Consider the following 15,530-nt stretch of genomic DNA (forward strand, 5'->3'; position numbering starts at 1 on the left):
CATTGCTAGAACTCCAGGTGAGATAGGAAATCTCTCCTTCTTTCGGTTCACCATCAATCGTTGCTGGTTTGATTGAAGTGGGATTGGCCTTAGCTGATCCTGTGGCGCAGTCTTGGGTTTTGGTGCCCGCGATATATTCCTCTCCGTTCCAACAAGAATTACCAGAGCAAACTTTTTGGGCGCAGTCGGGGCCAGTGGGGAGAATGGGATCGTTGATAGGGTCGGTGGGTTTGGTGGGGGCAACATAGGTGATGACACTTTCGACGTCTTTATCCCAGTTGATGGAGCCGTCTGGGCTGGAACCATAATGGTCCCACCAGTCATTGTAGGTTTTTGGGTCGACTCTGACTGAAACAGAATTGAAAGGCCACTTAACTGAATCAAAGTTGCCATTTACATCACTCAATTTAATATACAACCAACCTCCTTGATCAAGCTTGGCCGGATCAAAACCAACCATTTTTATAGTGTCAAGATAGCCCTCCATATTAAAGCGAGCGTGGCATTCTTTACTTTCGATTAAATCAAGTTTGAGATATGCATCCTGATCTTGCTTGAATGTACTGCAATCATAGTCCAGGTTAGCGGGAATATCTGGCCAACCTCCCGGTTCAGGACTGCCAGTTGGTGGAGTATTGAAATGAGTAACAGAACCATCATTAACCGAACCACTGGCCGTAAAAGCTATCTGTTGAACATTTATATGTGTTGCACCTGGCGGAATAAATACTCTGTAATATGGCTCATATCCACCATTTCTTGTAATTGGATTTGCAAATGCATAGCCAGGGTCATCACCTATCTTCGCATCTTCCGGCACCCGAGTATAACGATTATGAAAAGTCACGTATTCCGTCGGATTGCCCACTCCTGGTCCATAGACCGGATCCACCTTTTGTCCATAACAGCGCGTATTGCATTTATCCATGCAATAAGAGCCGATATAGGTGTCCGCAGAACAAGCACAATCCGGAAGACAAGTAGGATCATTTGGATCCACCGGATCCGGACTAGGCGCGCCACAGGTACAAGTCGCCTGATTGCACGGCCCATTATCAGGACACTGGTTCGGATACGGTCCGAAAGCGGAATTAAAATCACATTCTTCACCATCTTCTTTAGTCCCATTACCACAAGTACTCGATTGAGCTTTGTTTGAACTGAGAGACAGAAAAGAAAAGATCAAAACCGAAACGATAATTAGGCTGAGTAGTTTTGTTTTCATTTTTGTTTTGTTAGTTTTAATGCTAATAATATATCATAAATTCAAGAAAAACAAAAAGCTCAAATTCATCACCACAAATAAATATTACTTTCGCTCTCATAGCTCCGCTTTCTGTTTATTCGCCAAATGCTCGTCATATGTTTTAGCATAATAAGTCTTCTTGTCCTCGCCAGTTCCCGCGGTTAGAAAATAGGTATAATCGGTTTTTTGCGGATAAATAACCGCTAAAATAGCTTGCGATCCCGGATTAGCAATTGGTCCTGGTGGCAAACCTTTGTTCGTATAGGTATTATATGGCGAAATAGTTTTGAGCTGTTCGAGAGAATGGCTGTCAATCGTGTCATTCAAAATATATGACAACGTCGCATCGCTCTGAAGTGGCATGTCGACCGCTAAACGATTTTCAAAAATGCCGGCTACAATTTTCATATCCGCCTCCGTCGGAACTTCTTTTTCTACGATGCTAGCAAGAGTGATTACGTCGGAGAGTTTTTTGTTTTGCTTTTTAATTTCAGTCAGTAATGTTTCATCTAATTTATTCTCAAAATTATCCAGCATTTTTTTGGCAATTGCTTCGGCGGTCAGATCTTTTTTGAAAAAATAAGTATCCGGAAAAAGATAACCCTCAAGACTGGTGACTTCAGGATCGGCAAGAAAAGCATAACGTTTTCGGAAACTATCCGGGATACTACTAGTGAGGGCTGAAAATCCATCGCCATCAAAATTATTTTTTCTGATAATTTCCGCCATATTCTTCGCCGTCAACCCTTCCGGAAAAGTGATCCGTACGGCCTGTGTCTCAGGATTGGTGATGGCATGGGCAATTTCCGGAATAGTCAGATTGCCACTAAGCAAATACGACCCGGGCATTATTCTGTTTATCAACTTGGCTCGATAGATGTAATAATAGAAATAAACCTTGCCCGAAATCAATCCCTTATTCCCCAAATTAGTCGCAATCACCTCATTTCCCTCCCCTTTTTTAATCTCAAAAAGAATGACTTGTTTTTGGACGCCGTGTGAATAGTAAATCTGATTGCGGACATAAAAAAATCCGCCCAAAATTGCGAGGATAAAAACCAAAAGAAAACCTAAAATAATTTTTTTACGCATTGATTTTACAATAACCAGCGGCTAGAGGTTCAACCTCTACGCTACTATCTTTATTCATACATTCGTATAAATTCTTCCGCCTGCAACGCTGTGTATAGCATTGCGGGCAGGTAATTCGTAGAGAATGTCAAAGCCCCATCACTTGGATGATTATTTCTCTCGTCCGTGCTCCGTCCATTTCCGCCATGAAGATATTTTGCTTCTCAGTGATCAACATATGCCCTTTCTCAAGTGGTATTGTTTCACTTATTCCCAAAAGCATCACTTTGCAATGAGAATGTCCATTACTGCGACCATCAGACTTATTCCTCCTGGCTAATTCGAAAAGATCATGAGAATAACGATCTTCAATCGGCGCTACTCGATAAAGAACGCGGGCAAAATCCTGAAGCAACATCGGTTCATTGTGATTAACTAAAATCCCGGCTGAAGTATGTGGGGAATAGACAAGCACCGTTCCCTCCCGCACGCCAGATTGGCTGACTATTTCCGCCACCCTGCTAGTGATATCAATAAACTCCATACTGCTGGTACTTTTTACTTCAATTTTTTTGCGATAAATCTTCATTTTTTTATTTTATTTCTTAAAGACGCTGGCCACTTTTTTTACGACATTTTTATCCAGCGCCCTTGGTATTATTTTATCATGAGTCGGTTTTTTTATCAAACTGGCAATCGCATACGCTACTTTAATTTTGTGTTCTTCGGTAATTTTTTTGACATGATTGTCGAGCACTCCGCGAAAGATTCCCGGAAAGGCCAAAACATTGTTGATCTGATTAGCAAAGTCAGAGCGACCAGTGGCCACGATGCGTGCTCCGCCCGCTTTGGCCCGGTCGGGCATAATTTCCGGAATAGGATTCGCCATTGCAAACACGATTGAGTTTTTATTCATCTGGTGGATGTCTTCTTCCGTGAGAATATTTGGCGCTGAAACTCCGATAAACACATCCGCGCCGGTCAGTGCGTCGCGCACATTGCCACGGATATTTTCCGGATTGGTAATCCTCGCAATCTCCATCTTTGAATCATTAAGCCCGCCATCTCTTTCTTTGTGAATTATCCCCATTCGATCAAGCATAACGATATGTTTCGCTCCGGCCTTCAAAAGCAACTTAGCAATCGCCACGCCCGCCGCACCCGTGCCGGAAATAACAATTCTGATTTTCGCCAGATCTTTTTTGACGACTTTTAGTGCATTCAAAAGTCCGGCCAAAACCACAATCGCTGTGCCATGCTGATCATCATGAAAAACGGGAATATCCAATTCTTTTTTCAACGCTTCCTCCACATCAAAGCAACGCGGAGCGCAAATATCCTCCAAATTGATCCCGCCAAAAGTCGGCGCCAAGGCTTTAACTATTTTTATAATTTCTTGGGTATCTTGCGTATCAAGCACGATTGGAATTGCATCCACTCCGGCAAGTTCCTTGAAAAGCAAAGCCTTGCCTTCCATCACAGGCAAAGCCGCTTCCGGTCCGATATTGCCCAATCCCAAAACGGCCGAACCGTCCGAAATGACCGCCACGGTATTTTTACGCATAGTATAGGAAAAAGATAATTTCTTATCCTTGGCAATCGCCTTGGAAACTTCCGCCACCCCCGGAGTATACAAAACCGCCAGATTTTTCTCCGTCAGCTTTTCCTTGCTACAAATTTCAATCTTCCCGCCAATTTTTTTGGAAAGCCTAATCGACGCAAACTCTTGACTTTTCATAGGTTTAGGTGTATAATTATAAATCGTAAATATTGTCGCTATTTCAACGCAAATGGCTTAAAAAATCAACGCATCTACCAAGAGGAGGGCCGCATGAACACACAAATCAAACTTGATCTCAAAATAGGAGACCTACTTATCGGAGAAAGTGAAGAAGTAATCTTCCGCATAATCACGACATATCCCCGTAGCGTACGCGTTCAAAATTCAAATGCGAGGGTATCTTTTGAAATTTTTAAGGAGAACCTGCCGACAAGATATGCTGTCTGCAAAAAATCAAACCTTGACTACGAAAAAAATATAGCGGCTTTCATGAAGCAATGAGCCCCTATCTCACTCAGCATCACCTTGATTCCCAGCCAGGAGTCAAGGTGGTTTTTTTATTTCCAAAAATCAGTGCAATCAAGTGTAATCAGTGCTAACCCGCCTGCTCGGCGTGGCAAAGTCAGTGGCTCTGAATTATTTCAGTTTCAGCATCTTATACACCCCATTCGCCGCCACAGCGCCTTCGGCTGAAGCGGTAATAATCTGGCGAAATTTGTTCGATCCGGTCGTAATGTCACCGGCTGCAAAAATGCCAGGAATATTTGTCCCCATATCCGCATTGACTTTGATATAGCCCTGCTCATCAATTTCCACTCCCAGACGCTCCGCTAATTCGATGCCCGGCTCCGATCCGATTTCCACAAAAACACCATCTGTTTCGAGGTATGTTTTATCGTTATAAGCTTTGTCTAGGATAACTTTTTCCACTTTCTGCTCCCCTTTGATTTCGATGATATTGGTATTTTTAATCACTTCGATCTTTGGATTGGCCGCAATTTTGTCAAGCCAGATCGGTTCGGCTGGCAAACGATCACCGCGATAAACCAGATAGACCTTGGAAGCAAAATCCGTTAGTCCCAAGGCAGAAGTAGCCGCCGCATTGCCTCCGCCAATCACCGAAACGACCTTGTTTCGAAAAAACATCGCATCGCACGTCGCGCAATAGGAAACACCCTTGCCGGTCAATTCTTTTTCGCCGGGAACATTTAGCTTGCGATATTCCGTCCCCATCGCCATAATAATGGCACGTGTCTTGTGCGTAGTTTTTCCTGTCACTACTTCAAAAACATCTTCGTCCGATTTTTTGATTTCCACGACCGATTCATTTTGCGGAGAAATCCCGAGACTTTTCGTATGCTCGACAAAACGCGAAAGCAGGTCAAAGCCAGAGACAGACTTATCCCCTGGCCAATTTTCCAACTGCCGAATCTCGTTGATCTGCCCGCCAATCGTCGCTCCTAATAGCAAGTGATTAAGCTTATAGCGCGAAGCATAAATCGAAGCAGACAGTCCAGCCGGTCCCGCACCGATGATGATTAAGTCGTAGGTTTCTTGCATAATTTTTTCATAGTGTCATTCCCGCGAAGGCGGGAATCCAGGTTCCACTAGTTTTAAACTCTGGAAAATCGAATTATAAATCTTTTTGCCTCATATTTCAGTCAGCTCTGCATTTAATAGCTCGTTTTTCTATATACTAAGCCCGAGGTGCCTGGATCCCCGCCTTGCTCCACCGCTAAAGCTAAGGCGGCACGCGGTCGCGAGGATGACACAAATATTACGCCTTCTCCAACGCCTCCTTCAAGACCTCTTTCGCTTGCATCCCTATAAATTCCTGTACCACTTTTCCACCCTTAAAAATTTTCAGCGCCGGAATAGACATAATGGCAAAATCCTGGGCAGTCTTGGAATTTTCATCCACATTGATCTTACCCACCTTAATTTTACCATCCAGCTCTTTGGCTAACTCCTCGATGATCGGTCCCATTGCAAGACACGGCCCGCACCAAGGCGCCCAAAAATCTACCAAAACTACTTTGTCGCTTTTTAACACTTCCTGATCAAAATTTTGATCGGTAAAAACTTGTTCCATATATTTTTTAAATTAAAAATTAACAAATAATTTAAGTTGTCATCCTGAGCGCAGTCCGTACTCGGACGAAGTCGAAGGATCTGCCGGCAATAATCGAAGTTTTTACTATTCTCACAACGCTAGCGATAAGCAAAAGCAGATTCTTCGACTCCGCTCCGCTTCGCTCAGAATGACGATGTTTTTATCCCCCAAACCTTCGCTGCCTTCTCGCAAATTCCACAAGCGCTTCTTCAAACTTCTCTTCATTAAAATCAGGAAATTTTTCCGGAGAAAAAAACAATTGCGCGTCCGCCATATCCCACATCATAAACCCGGCGCTATTATGCGGTTCACCGCCCGTGCGGATCATATAGTCCACCGCGGGAAGTTTTGCTGTCATCAAGTTTTCTTTGAGCATTTCCGCTGTAATTCTCGCTCCTTTTTCACACTTAGCATTGATTTTTTCCATCGCCAGGAGCATCTCATCTGTACCACTATACGCCAGCAAAAAATTTAGGACCCGCTTTTGATAATTCTTCGTCTTTTCAATCACGGCGTAAATGATCTTTTTTAGCGAATCCGGAAATTGCTCCTCCCAACGCCCGATAAAATTCACTTGCACTTCATTCTCATGGATCTCACTCCCCTCCAACATCTTGGTAAAATATTTTTTATAAATCTCCAGGAGTGCCTTCTTCTCGTCTAATGGGCGTTTCGTCAAATTATCGATCGATGATCCCCAGATAGAAAGACACTTAATGCCTTTTTTTAATGAATAGCTGATTAATTTTTCAAAATTTTCCGCACCAACTTCGTGCCCTTTCCAAGGCGGCAATCCCCTTTCTCGCGCCCAGCGCCGATTGGCATCGGGAATAATCGCCACATGCTTTGGTAAATTATCCAACTCCTGTTCCATAATTTAAATTTAAACTTCCCTTTTAATTATATACTCAGCAATACCTTCCAGAAACTGTCTCGCTTCGCTGTTTTCAAATTCAATCTGACCCAAGGCCGAAAGCGACTCACTCACCAGCTTGGATGCCAATTTTTGGGAATATTCCAGTGATCCCGTCTCTCTGATGATTTGGCGAAAAATTTCCACTTCCTGTTCCGTCAAATCTTTTTTGCCCAAAAGCCTATCTAGCTCTTTTTTTTGATTCCCATTGCCAGTCCTAAACGCTCTTGAAACCAAAAGTGTCTGCTTGCCTTCTATTATATCAGCTCCGACCGATTTGCCCAATTTGTGTTCGTTGCCAAAAACTCCCAAAATATCATCCCGGATCTGAAAAGCGTTTCCGACCGGCAAAGAGTAGGCCGACAGTGATGCTAACAGTTTAGCATTTTTTTGCTGTCCCGCCAAAACGCACCCGAGATGGAGTGGTCCCTCGAAAGTATACCGCGCAGTCTTTCCTTCATACATCCGCAATATCTCCTCCTCCGTAGCTGTCCCTTTAGCCCCCATCAGAACATCCAGCATCTCTCCGGGAATGGTCCGCGTCACAATTGCCTGAATTTTTCGCAGAGCAGCAAGAGTGATTTCCGGCTCAAAATCAATGTCGTAAAGAATCTCATTTGCCATCGTATGAGTGTAGTCTCCAGCTGTAATGGCCATTGAATTGCCAAAATGCGTCGCTTCGCTGTCACTTAGTCCTATTTTTCTACCGTGTGCCTTGTAGGTTTCATGCACCGTTTCAATTCCGTGCCGCGTAGCGTCACGATCAATGATATCATCATGAATAAGGAGAAAGGCGTGCGCCAATTCAATCGCCATCGAAGCCCGAACTACACTTTCTTCATCTTTTCCTCCAGCTGCCAAATAACCATAATATACCAGAGCAGGGCGGATCCTTTTGCCGCCAGAAAGTACAAACCGCCGGATTATTTCAACCGTTTCCACTGCCAATGGATCGATTTTTTCCGCCTGCTCCGTCTTCAGCAAAAAATATTCCCCTAAAAGAGGCTCGATCCGTTGCTTATATTTTTTTAACATCTCAATAACTACCAGATCATTTTCCATCCGATTATGCCTTAGATTCATCTCTTAACTCCGTTCCTTCACTATACTAAAAAACCAGTCCGCTGTCGAGAAGGTGCCTCAAATTGCCAAAATTACCCAACATTAGATTAGATAATGTTGCAAGGTATAGATCCAATTTTCATCATTCTCTCCGCCAGAATCACGTGTTTTTATTTTTTCATTCAAAAGCCACTGTAAATAATTTCGATCTCTTTGCGCAACATCCGCCACGCTCATCCCGATATATTTTCCAAAATTGAACTTTTTGACCAAGACCGGACGGGCAGAAACTGCCAACATCTCTTCGATCACAGCCAACTCGCCTTTTTCTCCGATTGACATTTTGGCGAAATAATAATCAAACAGCTTTTCTAAGACACGGATATCTCCAAGCGCGTCATGCGCCGGCGCGTCCAAGACCTCCAGCTCGAAATAATAGCGCAAATACTGCAAGGCATATTTGGGAATTTCCCCATTTACATCAAGATACTGCGCCAACTTAAATGTATCAATCAGGCTGTTTGGCTGCAGGTTTTCCCTTTTGAGCATTTCCGCATCAAACCCGGCATTATGCGCCACCAAGATATGTCCGGCAGAAAAAATTTCCTCGAGCGCCCGATGCATTTCGGAGCCCGCAAAAACCTCTTTATCTGCCACCATCTTATTAGTGATATGCGCCACGGCCATCGCATCGATTCCAATCGGAACCGGCGGCTTGAATAGTGCTTCTTTTTCCACTCCTTGAAACTTATACGCTACCTGGCACAAGCGGTCTTCCGGCCCGATTCCGGTCGTTTCCGTATCGAGAAAAATCAGATTTGATCGATCCATTGTTTTTTGAAAATTTATGTTTTTATTACGTAATTAATTACGTAATCCCTTACTTACCTCTTAATCTTACTTGAAATTCTCTTTTTTGGCAAAACAAAAACTACATACTATCTTCTTTTTTGCAATCAGTTCCAGTCTATATCAATTAAAAAAAGGGGATGCGCTGTCCCCTTTTATTATTCATAGCACTTTGGCGCAATTTTGTTCACCTTTTTATAAAAGGCAGGATCCCATGAATATAGATCTCACGCATGGTGCGCCATGCACAACAAAGAATGATTAACACAACCGATACACGCCAAAGCATAAAAACAATATGCATAACGTAATCCGAACCAACAATACTTGCAATTCTTACAACAATATCGGAATTATTCATTTTAACCTCCTATTCGCAATATTAAGTAGTGAATTTTCAGAAATGCTTTTTCCATTCATCGGGACGGAAAAAATAAATTTACACTAAAACAAGAACCAGTACCACCATGTAAATCAATGTTGGCCATAATACAGGAGCAGCAATTTCTTGCAAAAACAGCGTAAATTTTTCCATATTTCCCCCTCTATGATCTGTAGCACTTCTGGCGTACTTTTATCAACCTTTTTTCTTTTAAAAAAGGCAAAATGCTGACATAGATCCCGCGTACAATGCCCCATAACATGGCAAGAGCGATAATCGCCGTGAGTATTAAGCAAAGTACAGCGCCGACATGGACAACTTCGTCGGTGCCTATAATACTTGCTATCCTTGTTACGATGTCATATTGCACCATTCTTCTACCTCCTTTTCAATAGTCATTTTAGTTTGCCAAATTGTATCTCTGAATTGTCGCTTCAAGAAATGATTTTTCATTGCGAGACTCTTTCCTAGCTCGATCATAACGATCAATCGCCTCTCCTGGTGTGATTTCGTTTTTCTGGATAAACCACACGGTAAAAAGCGACAACACGGAAAACAGAAAACCATATTGAGATCCCATGAATGATTTTATAGCAATCATGTGCAGCCAACCGATCACGGAAAGTAACGTGGCGATTAAGAAAATAACTTTCAGCACCAGATCTTTTGTTGTTGTGCCTATCTTCCAAAAAACAAAAGGGTTATCCAAATTGGCATTGAGAAGACTGTCTGTTATAAGTTTATTCCTCCCTGCCTGCTCTTCGAAATCATCCGCCCGGATTCCTAATATCTCCTCTTCAATTTCATGCATTGGTATTTTCACCAACAATTTCCCTTCCCTTAGCCTTTCATATAGATCATTTCGCATATGATATCCCTCCCTTTCCGAAAAACATTCTTGTTGACTCGAAAGTTGCTTTGCAACGTTTTTGACAGTAAGAAATAGGCGTCAATATTCTAGTTCTTTTTCAATTTTTCAAAGAGCTTTATCTGTACGTTGATAATTGCATGAAACCAAGCAATTGTCTATACCGAGCCTTTTTCAAATTGGTTTGGTACGACTGTCAATTTCTTTCGATTAAATATTTTTTGTAAAACAACCAGCGCTATTAGCGCGACTGGCAGAGAAATCACTGCATTTTCTGGAGTGACTTTGTCGGCAATAAAAATGATTATTACACTTACAAAAGATAAAACCAAACTCCAAAATACTGCTCGTTCGTTGAGTTTCCAATAAAATGATCCTAGGATAGCTGGAAATAATGCCAAAGACAAACTACCCATTGATAATCCAAGAGCGATAATATTTTGGTAGGCTATTGCAATGATTACTGTCACAACGACAAATAACAACATAAAAAATCTTGTCAATTTTTTCATGGATTCTTCGCTGTATTTTTTTGTGTAATTTTTTAAGTCGCGTGTGAAGATAGAGGAAATCATGAAAGTAATAGTATCTGATGATGAAAGTGCGACGGCATATAGCAGTACCATGCCAAATTCCTTTAAGCCAAACGGCAATAATTTTGAGAAGCCAGTGATTAACGCATCTTCTGGTAAAATATTAGGAAAAAATTGTTTTGTCGCTAAACCAACAATACTTATGATGATGGCCAAAAGTGGTAAAATTATTGCTGAATATCCAAGGCCACGTTTGAGATTCGCTTCGTCTTTGGTCGCAAAAATACGTTGCCACAAATCAGGCGCGACTAAAATTCCTATACTGCCTAACAATAGAAAACCAATTAAGTTGCCAAATCCAAGCGTGATTGGATTAAATTCCGACACGGGGATTGAAGTTTTGCCAAATAGAAAGATAGCCACAGTCAAACTCATTACAAACATTATCACCAACTGGAAAAAATCAGTTTTAATTACCGCCTTGAATCCTGCTAATAGCAAATAAGAAAGAATAACTACACCGCCGATAATTACAGAAAAGTAATATGGCAAAGGGAAAATAATAGACAATACTTTCCCGGCGATAATAAAGTTGACTATCATCAACAGAAAATATTGAAACACCAATAAAAAAGAAAACATTAGTCCGTTATGCTTACCAAATATTTTGAAAAAATATTCCGGCATTGTGTATGCCTGTACTTCGTCAGCCTTGCGTTTAATGATAAGTGCGTAACGCTTGCGAAGTAAAATAAACCCGATTGCCAATCCGACAAACATCCATGCCGCAGACATCCCGTATTGGTAAATGTAGGCCAAATAGATAGAAAGTACTGCTCCATCAAAAAAGCCTGCGCTCATGGTTGCGGCAACCTGCACACCCGAAACTTTGCGATTGGCAATCATAAAATCTTCCTCGGTTTCTTTTCGTGATGATACAATTCCAATAATCACAACGACAACAATATAAATTAAGAAAAATAAGATTGTGAGTGCCATGGATTTTTGTAGGTTGACCAATTTTACATTTATTAAGTAATTTGTAAATAAGATTATTTCAAAGCACCACCACCATCAACGAGAATATTCTGCCCTGTAACATTTTTAGCTTTATCAGACGCCAAAAACAAAACTATTTCTGCAACATCTTTTGTCTCAATAAGTTTTTTAAGTGGCATGTTCTCAAGCGTACTTTCAAGTTCTTCTTTCGGTGCCGTAAGCCAGTAACCAGCATTAACTGCGCCCGGAGAAACCGCGTTAGCCCTTCCAAATGGCGCGAGTAATTTTGCATAAGCCTGAGTAATATTCACAACCCCTGCCTTTGCTGCTGCATATGCCAACGAACCAAATTGACCCTGCATGGAATGTCGTGAGGAAATATTAACCATAACCCCTGACTTTTGCTCCTGGAAAATTTCAATAGCATATTTTGACACATTCATTACTGACACAAGATTTTGCTGCAAGCTTCTTGTCCATATATCAGAAGTTCCGTTCCACTCATCACCATCAATATACCCGCCAGCATTATTCACTAAAACATCAATCTTGCCATATTCCGATCTAGCCTTTTTAATAACATTTTTGGCGTCCAGTTCATTGATTAGGTCAGCTTGGGCAATAATAGCCCCACCCCCTACTTTTATTATTTTAGAAGCAACTTCCTCCGCTCCTGTCTTATTTTCCTTATAGGTAATAACTAGATTTGCGCCTTCGCTAGCAAACATCAAAGCAATTTCGGCTCCAATGCCACTTGATGCACCAGTTACTATAACAACTTTATTTTTGAACATAATTTTGAAAATTAATTTACAAATTCTCTATTGGATAAATATTATAAGCACTGAATTAATCATAAATTTTATGACTTATTTTTTACATCAAACTGAATTATCTGAAACCCATATTTATCGATATCCTCTTTCGACCAGAATGGAAAGTCTTTAATTTTGGCAACATAACTAGCTGTGGTTTCCAGTTTTCTGCCAGTATATTCTTTTTTATCATTATCCCATTCCTCTAAAGCCAGCGTATCACCTTCCTTGATCTCAAAATCAGCCAGCCGAAGTTCAAACCTTTTCTTGCCTGAAGCCAATTTATCAAAATATTCTTTCCAAACTTTTTTGTGTACAGTTGCCATAAATTTGTCTTACTTTATTATGATGAAAAATATTTAATACTTTTATATATCATATCAATGGCAAAATATAGAAAGGTCAGGGCAAATATTTTAAATATAATTGGCACTACTTTGGGATTTGAAAGTATCGTTCTGAAACGAGAAAATATAATTGCTACAGTCACAGTAGACACCAGCCAACCAATCTCGACAAGTATTAGAAATAGAAATTGACCAAGATGTATTTTTTCGCTTAGTGATATCGCCCTTGGCACACAAACCGTTATCCAGAAAGTCCACAACACACCATTAGCCATAATCATAGCGGATATTTTTCCTAAACTAAAATGGACTTTTTTATCGCTGTCGATTCTTTTAACTTTCCATATTGAAGTAGCAATCCAAATAAGGATACCTGCTCCGACAAATGATATTCCACTGAAAACAGCTTCTGAAAACCCCATTGATGAAAGAATCAGTAAACTTAGCAATGCCACTACAGTTTCTGTAAACATAGCCCAAAAAACAATCCGCAGGCTTTTCAAAAAACCAGACTGTAAAATTTCCGTAAAGGTAGCAGTCAGAACTGGACCCGGTATTACCCCGCCAATTAAACCCAGAATCAATGCATTTGCAATTTCATTGCTCATATTATTTTTGTCCCCAATCAATAAGTTCCGCAAATCTCAAATAAAATTTATCCACTTATAAACTTCTTTATTTTTAAAATTAGTATCCTTGTGGCGGTTTCGTTTTGCTTCCTAATAATGCTAAATCGAGTTTTTCAATTTGACCATAAATTGAATCGACTTCCTCTAAAAAATCGCTCGATGCAATTCCTCGCTCTTTTAACATCTCATGGACATAATCAGCAGTCTTTCCGAAATCATTCTCAAACTCCGTGTTTATGTCTTTCCAAGCAATCCCTTTCAATGCTTCAGAATAAACAGAGTTAAACTTAATTATCCCAGTTTTCATCAAAAAAGCAATTGATGGATAGCCGAGGTATCCTTGCCAATAAGATCCATTATCATTAGCCATGATGGATTTCTGTTCTGGGTCAAAAACTACAGCATAAAACTTCTGGCCACTGGAAGAATAAACCTTTCCTGTGTTTCCTGATATTTCAATTCTTCCGTCCCCAAGACTTCCTAGCGCTTCATATATTTTTATTTTTGGCGGCAATTTCCATTTCATAATTTTATTTCTTCTCCTTCAGCTAAGCTTTTTCTAGCATTAAAAAAGCCCTTTAAAAATTATTTCGCCAGCATTAGTTGACTTTTTCTATGGGTATGATAAGATGCAAAATCATAAACATGAGAGTAACGCCAAGAATAATCAAAAATCAAGGAGGCAAAAATGCGTGTAAAGAAAGGATGTTGGCACTATAAGTTAGTGCAGCACAAATCGTTCGTTTCCAGTCCGGAACCCAACAATACTGACACAATGGCTTACATTGCCGAAGTGTGGCTCGCGCTTTTTCTTTCCTGGGTATTATTACCTTTTGCGGTCGTGTTTTTGGGTTTTATCGTGGCAAACAGCCTTAATTGGTTCTTTGCAAAATTGACAGAGTTCCCAATTCCGTTTGTCGTTGTTAGCTCTTCACCTATCTGGTTTACGTTTTTGCTGATAGCGATTGAACCATTTACAAAAAAGAGATGGAGAAAATTGGAAGTAGTTGAATGAAACATCTCGACACAAATCTTTGTGGCCCAATGGAATAATTCCTTGGGCCTCTTTTTTAAAATTTTAAAAGGGCTATTTAAATAAAAATATTTTTGAACAAAATTTCGTTTAACTGAATTATATCACAAACCATATTGATTGCCTTATAGACTTATTTCTCCTAACATTTCAACATTATCTAAGGTGCGATTAGGCGCAACAGAATCAGATACACCATATTAAGCGATATTTGAAACTTTAGCCACTTTATCTTTTACTCGCTGAATGCTAGTCTCCATCTCTTTTGAAATATCCACATCGTAAAGTTTCGCCAACAACACTATAAACATCAAAACGTCAGCAAGTTCTGAACCGAAATTTTCTTTATCAAATTTTTCAGGCCAATGATATTCATTTGTAACTTGTCGAGCAACTTCTCCTATTTCTTCCACAAGATGAATAACCGCACTTTGTTTTGTATGAGGCCGGCGATTTGGTACTTTATCCATCCTAGAAAACACATCTAAAATTTCATGTTGAAATACTTTTATGTCCATATTTTTTATAAAAATATTTAGATCTGATATCAAACGTGAATCAAAATTTAAAATTTCATTTAATGTTTTAGCATCATCCGAAGTGCAAAGCATTTAGATGTAGCGGAGCGGAATCGCATATTCCGTGTGCGATGTGTCTGACAATTTTTATGTTTTAAAATCCACCATCTTTTTATATTCCTCTGAACTCATAATCTTTCTCATATCTGTGATTTTTTCAGTAAATTCAATGCCATCCAAATGATCATACTCGTGCTGGATTACACGACCAAGCATGCCACCCGCATCAAGTCTAAATTTGTTGCCATTTTCATCACTAGCCTCGATAATTATTTTTTCTGGACGGCGGATGGGAGCGAAAAGCTTAGCATAGGCAACGCTACCACAGCCCTCATAAATCACGACTTGCTTTTTAGATGACCAGACAATCTCAGGGTTGATATATATGCGAAGTTTGTCGGTGGGCAGATTTCGGTATTTAGTTTTACGAACCTCGGTAACAAATATTCTAAGCTTTTCCCCTATTTGCGAAGCTGCTATACCAATTAAGTCATGATAACGCATCGAATCAACTAAGTTCGTTATTACTCA

General features: G+C 40.4%; 18 protein-coding genes. 1 reads left to right on the forward strand and 17 read right to left on the reverse strand.

Translation table 11 applies throughout. The annotated features are described in order from the left end of the window. The 15 genes from WC848_05415 to WC848_05485 form a co-directional block, all read right to left on the reverse strand. A partial coding sequence (locus WC848_05415; protein ID MFA5962094.1) for a hypothetical protein occupies positions 1-1,225 on the reverse strand: 1,225 nt, incomplete at its 3' end. A gap of 96 nt (positions 1,226-1,321) precedes the next feature. After that, positions 1,322-2,338, reverse strand: coding sequence for an endolytic transglycosylase MltG (gene mltG / locus WC848_05420; protein ID MFA5962095.1), 1,017 nt, complete (start codon positions 2,336-2,338; stop codon positions 1,322-1,324). Between the two features lie 127 nt (positions 2,339-2,465). Continuing rightward, positions 2,466-2,906: a secondary thiamine-phosphate synthase enzyme YjbQ gene (locus WC848_05425; GenBank protein ID MFA5962096.1), complete on the reverse strand. Its 441-nt coding sequence runs from the start codon at positions 2,904-2,906 to the stop codon at positions 2,466-2,468. Positions 2,907-2,915: 9 nt separating this feature from the next. Next, positions 2,916-4,055 (reverse strand): NADP-dependent malic enzyme, encoded by a 1,140-nt coding sequence (locus WC848_05430; GenBank protein ID MFA5962097.1) that lies wholly within the window; start codon positions 4,053-4,055, stop codon positions 2,916-2,918. Between the two features lie 459 nt (positions 4,056-4,514). Further along, positions 4,515-5,438, reverse strand: a complete 924-nt coding sequence (locus WC848_05435; GenBank protein ID MFA5962098.1) for an FAD-dependent oxidoreductase — start codon at positions 5,436-5,438, stop codon at positions 4,515-4,517. A gap of 217 nt (positions 5,439-5,655) precedes the next feature. After that, positions 5,656-5,970 carry a thioredoxin gene (trxA, locus tag WC848_05440; GenBank protein ID MFA5962099.1) on the reverse strand — a complete coding sequence of 105 codons (315 nt, stop codon included), beginning with the start codon at positions 5,968-5,970 and terminating at the stop codon, positions 5,656-5,658. Between the two features lie 181 nt (positions 5,971-6,151). Beyond that, positions 6,152-6,865 carry a polyprenyl diphosphate synthase gene (gene uppS, locus WC848_05445; GenBank protein ID MFA5962100.1) on the reverse strand — a complete coding sequence of 238 codons (714 nt, stop codon included), beginning with the start codon at positions 6,863-6,865 and terminating at the stop codon, positions 6,152-6,154. Positions 6,866-6,874: 9 nt separating this feature from the next. Continuing rightward, positions 6,875-7,987 (reverse strand): polyprenyl synthetase family protein, encoded by a 1,113-nt coding sequence (locus tag WC848_05450; protein MFA5962101.1) that lies wholly within the window; start codon positions 7,985-7,987, stop codon positions 6,875-6,877. An 81-nt stretch (positions 7,988-8,068) separates the two neighbouring features. Beyond that, entirely contained in the window at positions 8,069-8,797 is a 729-nt protein-coding gene (locus WC848_05455) for an exonuclease domain-containing protein (protein ID MFA5962102.1), read from the reverse strand. A gap of 800 nt (positions 8,798-9,597) precedes the next feature. Continuing rightward, entirely contained in the window at positions 9,598-10,065 is a 468-nt protein-coding gene (locus tag WC848_05460) for a hypothetical protein (GenBank protein ID MFA5962103.1), read from the reverse strand. 158 nt (positions 10,066-10,223) lie between these two features. After that, on the reverse strand, positions 10,224-11,597 hold the full coding sequence (locus WC848_05465) for a sodium:solute symporter family protein (GenBank protein MFA5962104.1): 1,374 nt from the start codon (positions 11,595-11,597) through the stop codon (positions 10,224-10,226). 53 nt (positions 11,598-11,650) lie between these two features. Beyond that, positions 11,651-12,391 carry an SDR family oxidoreductase gene (locus WC848_05470; protein ID MFA5962105.1) on the reverse strand — a complete coding sequence of 247 codons (741 nt, stop codon included), beginning with the start codon at positions 12,389-12,391 and terminating at the stop codon, positions 11,651-11,653. A 68-nt stretch (positions 12,392-12,459) separates the two neighbouring features. Next, positions 12,460-12,738 (reverse strand): DUF3850 domain-containing protein, encoded by a 279-nt coding sequence (locus WC848_05475; GenBank protein MFA5962106.1) that lies wholly within the window; start codon positions 12,736-12,738, stop codon positions 12,460-12,462. Between the two features lie 17 nt (positions 12,739-12,755). Next, positions 12,756-13,367: a LysE family transporter gene (locus WC848_05480; protein MFA5962107.1), complete on the reverse strand. Its 612-nt coding sequence runs from the start codon at positions 13,365-13,367 to the stop codon at positions 12,756-12,758. Positions 13,368-13,446: 79 nt separating this feature from the next. Beyond that, positions 13,447-13,914 carry a hypothetical protein gene (locus WC848_05485; GenBank protein ID MFA5962108.1) on the reverse strand — a complete coding sequence of 156 codons (468 nt, stop codon included), beginning with the start codon at positions 13,912-13,914 and terminating at the stop codon, positions 13,447-13,449. Positions 13,915-14,076: 162 nt separating this feature from the next. Between WC848_05485 and WC848_05490 the strand changes: the two genes are divergently transcribed. Next, a complete protein-coding gene (locus WC848_05490; protein MFA5962109.1) occupies positions 14,077-14,403 on the forward strand; it encodes a hypothetical protein in 327 nt (108 codons plus the stop codon). 218 nt (positions 14,404-14,621) lie between these two features. On the opposite strand, the gene WC848_05495 is transcribed toward WC848_05490, so the two are convergent. After that, positions 14,622-14,939, reverse strand: coding sequence for a MazG nucleotide pyrophosphohydrolase domain-containing protein (locus tag WC848_05495; protein MFA5962110.1), 318 nt, complete (start codon positions 14,937-14,939; stop codon positions 14,622-14,624). 147 nt (positions 14,940-15,086) lie between these two features. Next, positions 15,087-15,524: a peptide deformylase gene (locus WC848_05500; GenBank protein ID MFA5962111.1), complete on the reverse strand. Its 438-nt coding sequence runs from the start codon at positions 15,522-15,524 to the stop codon at positions 15,087-15,089. Positions 15,525-15,530 lie beyond the last annotated feature (6 nt).

The sequence above is a fragment of the Parcubacteria group bacterium genome (assembly GCA_041659505.1).
Taxonomy (GTDB): domain Bacteria; phylum Patescibacteriota; class Minisyncoccia; order Moranbacterales; family UBA2206; genus UBA9630.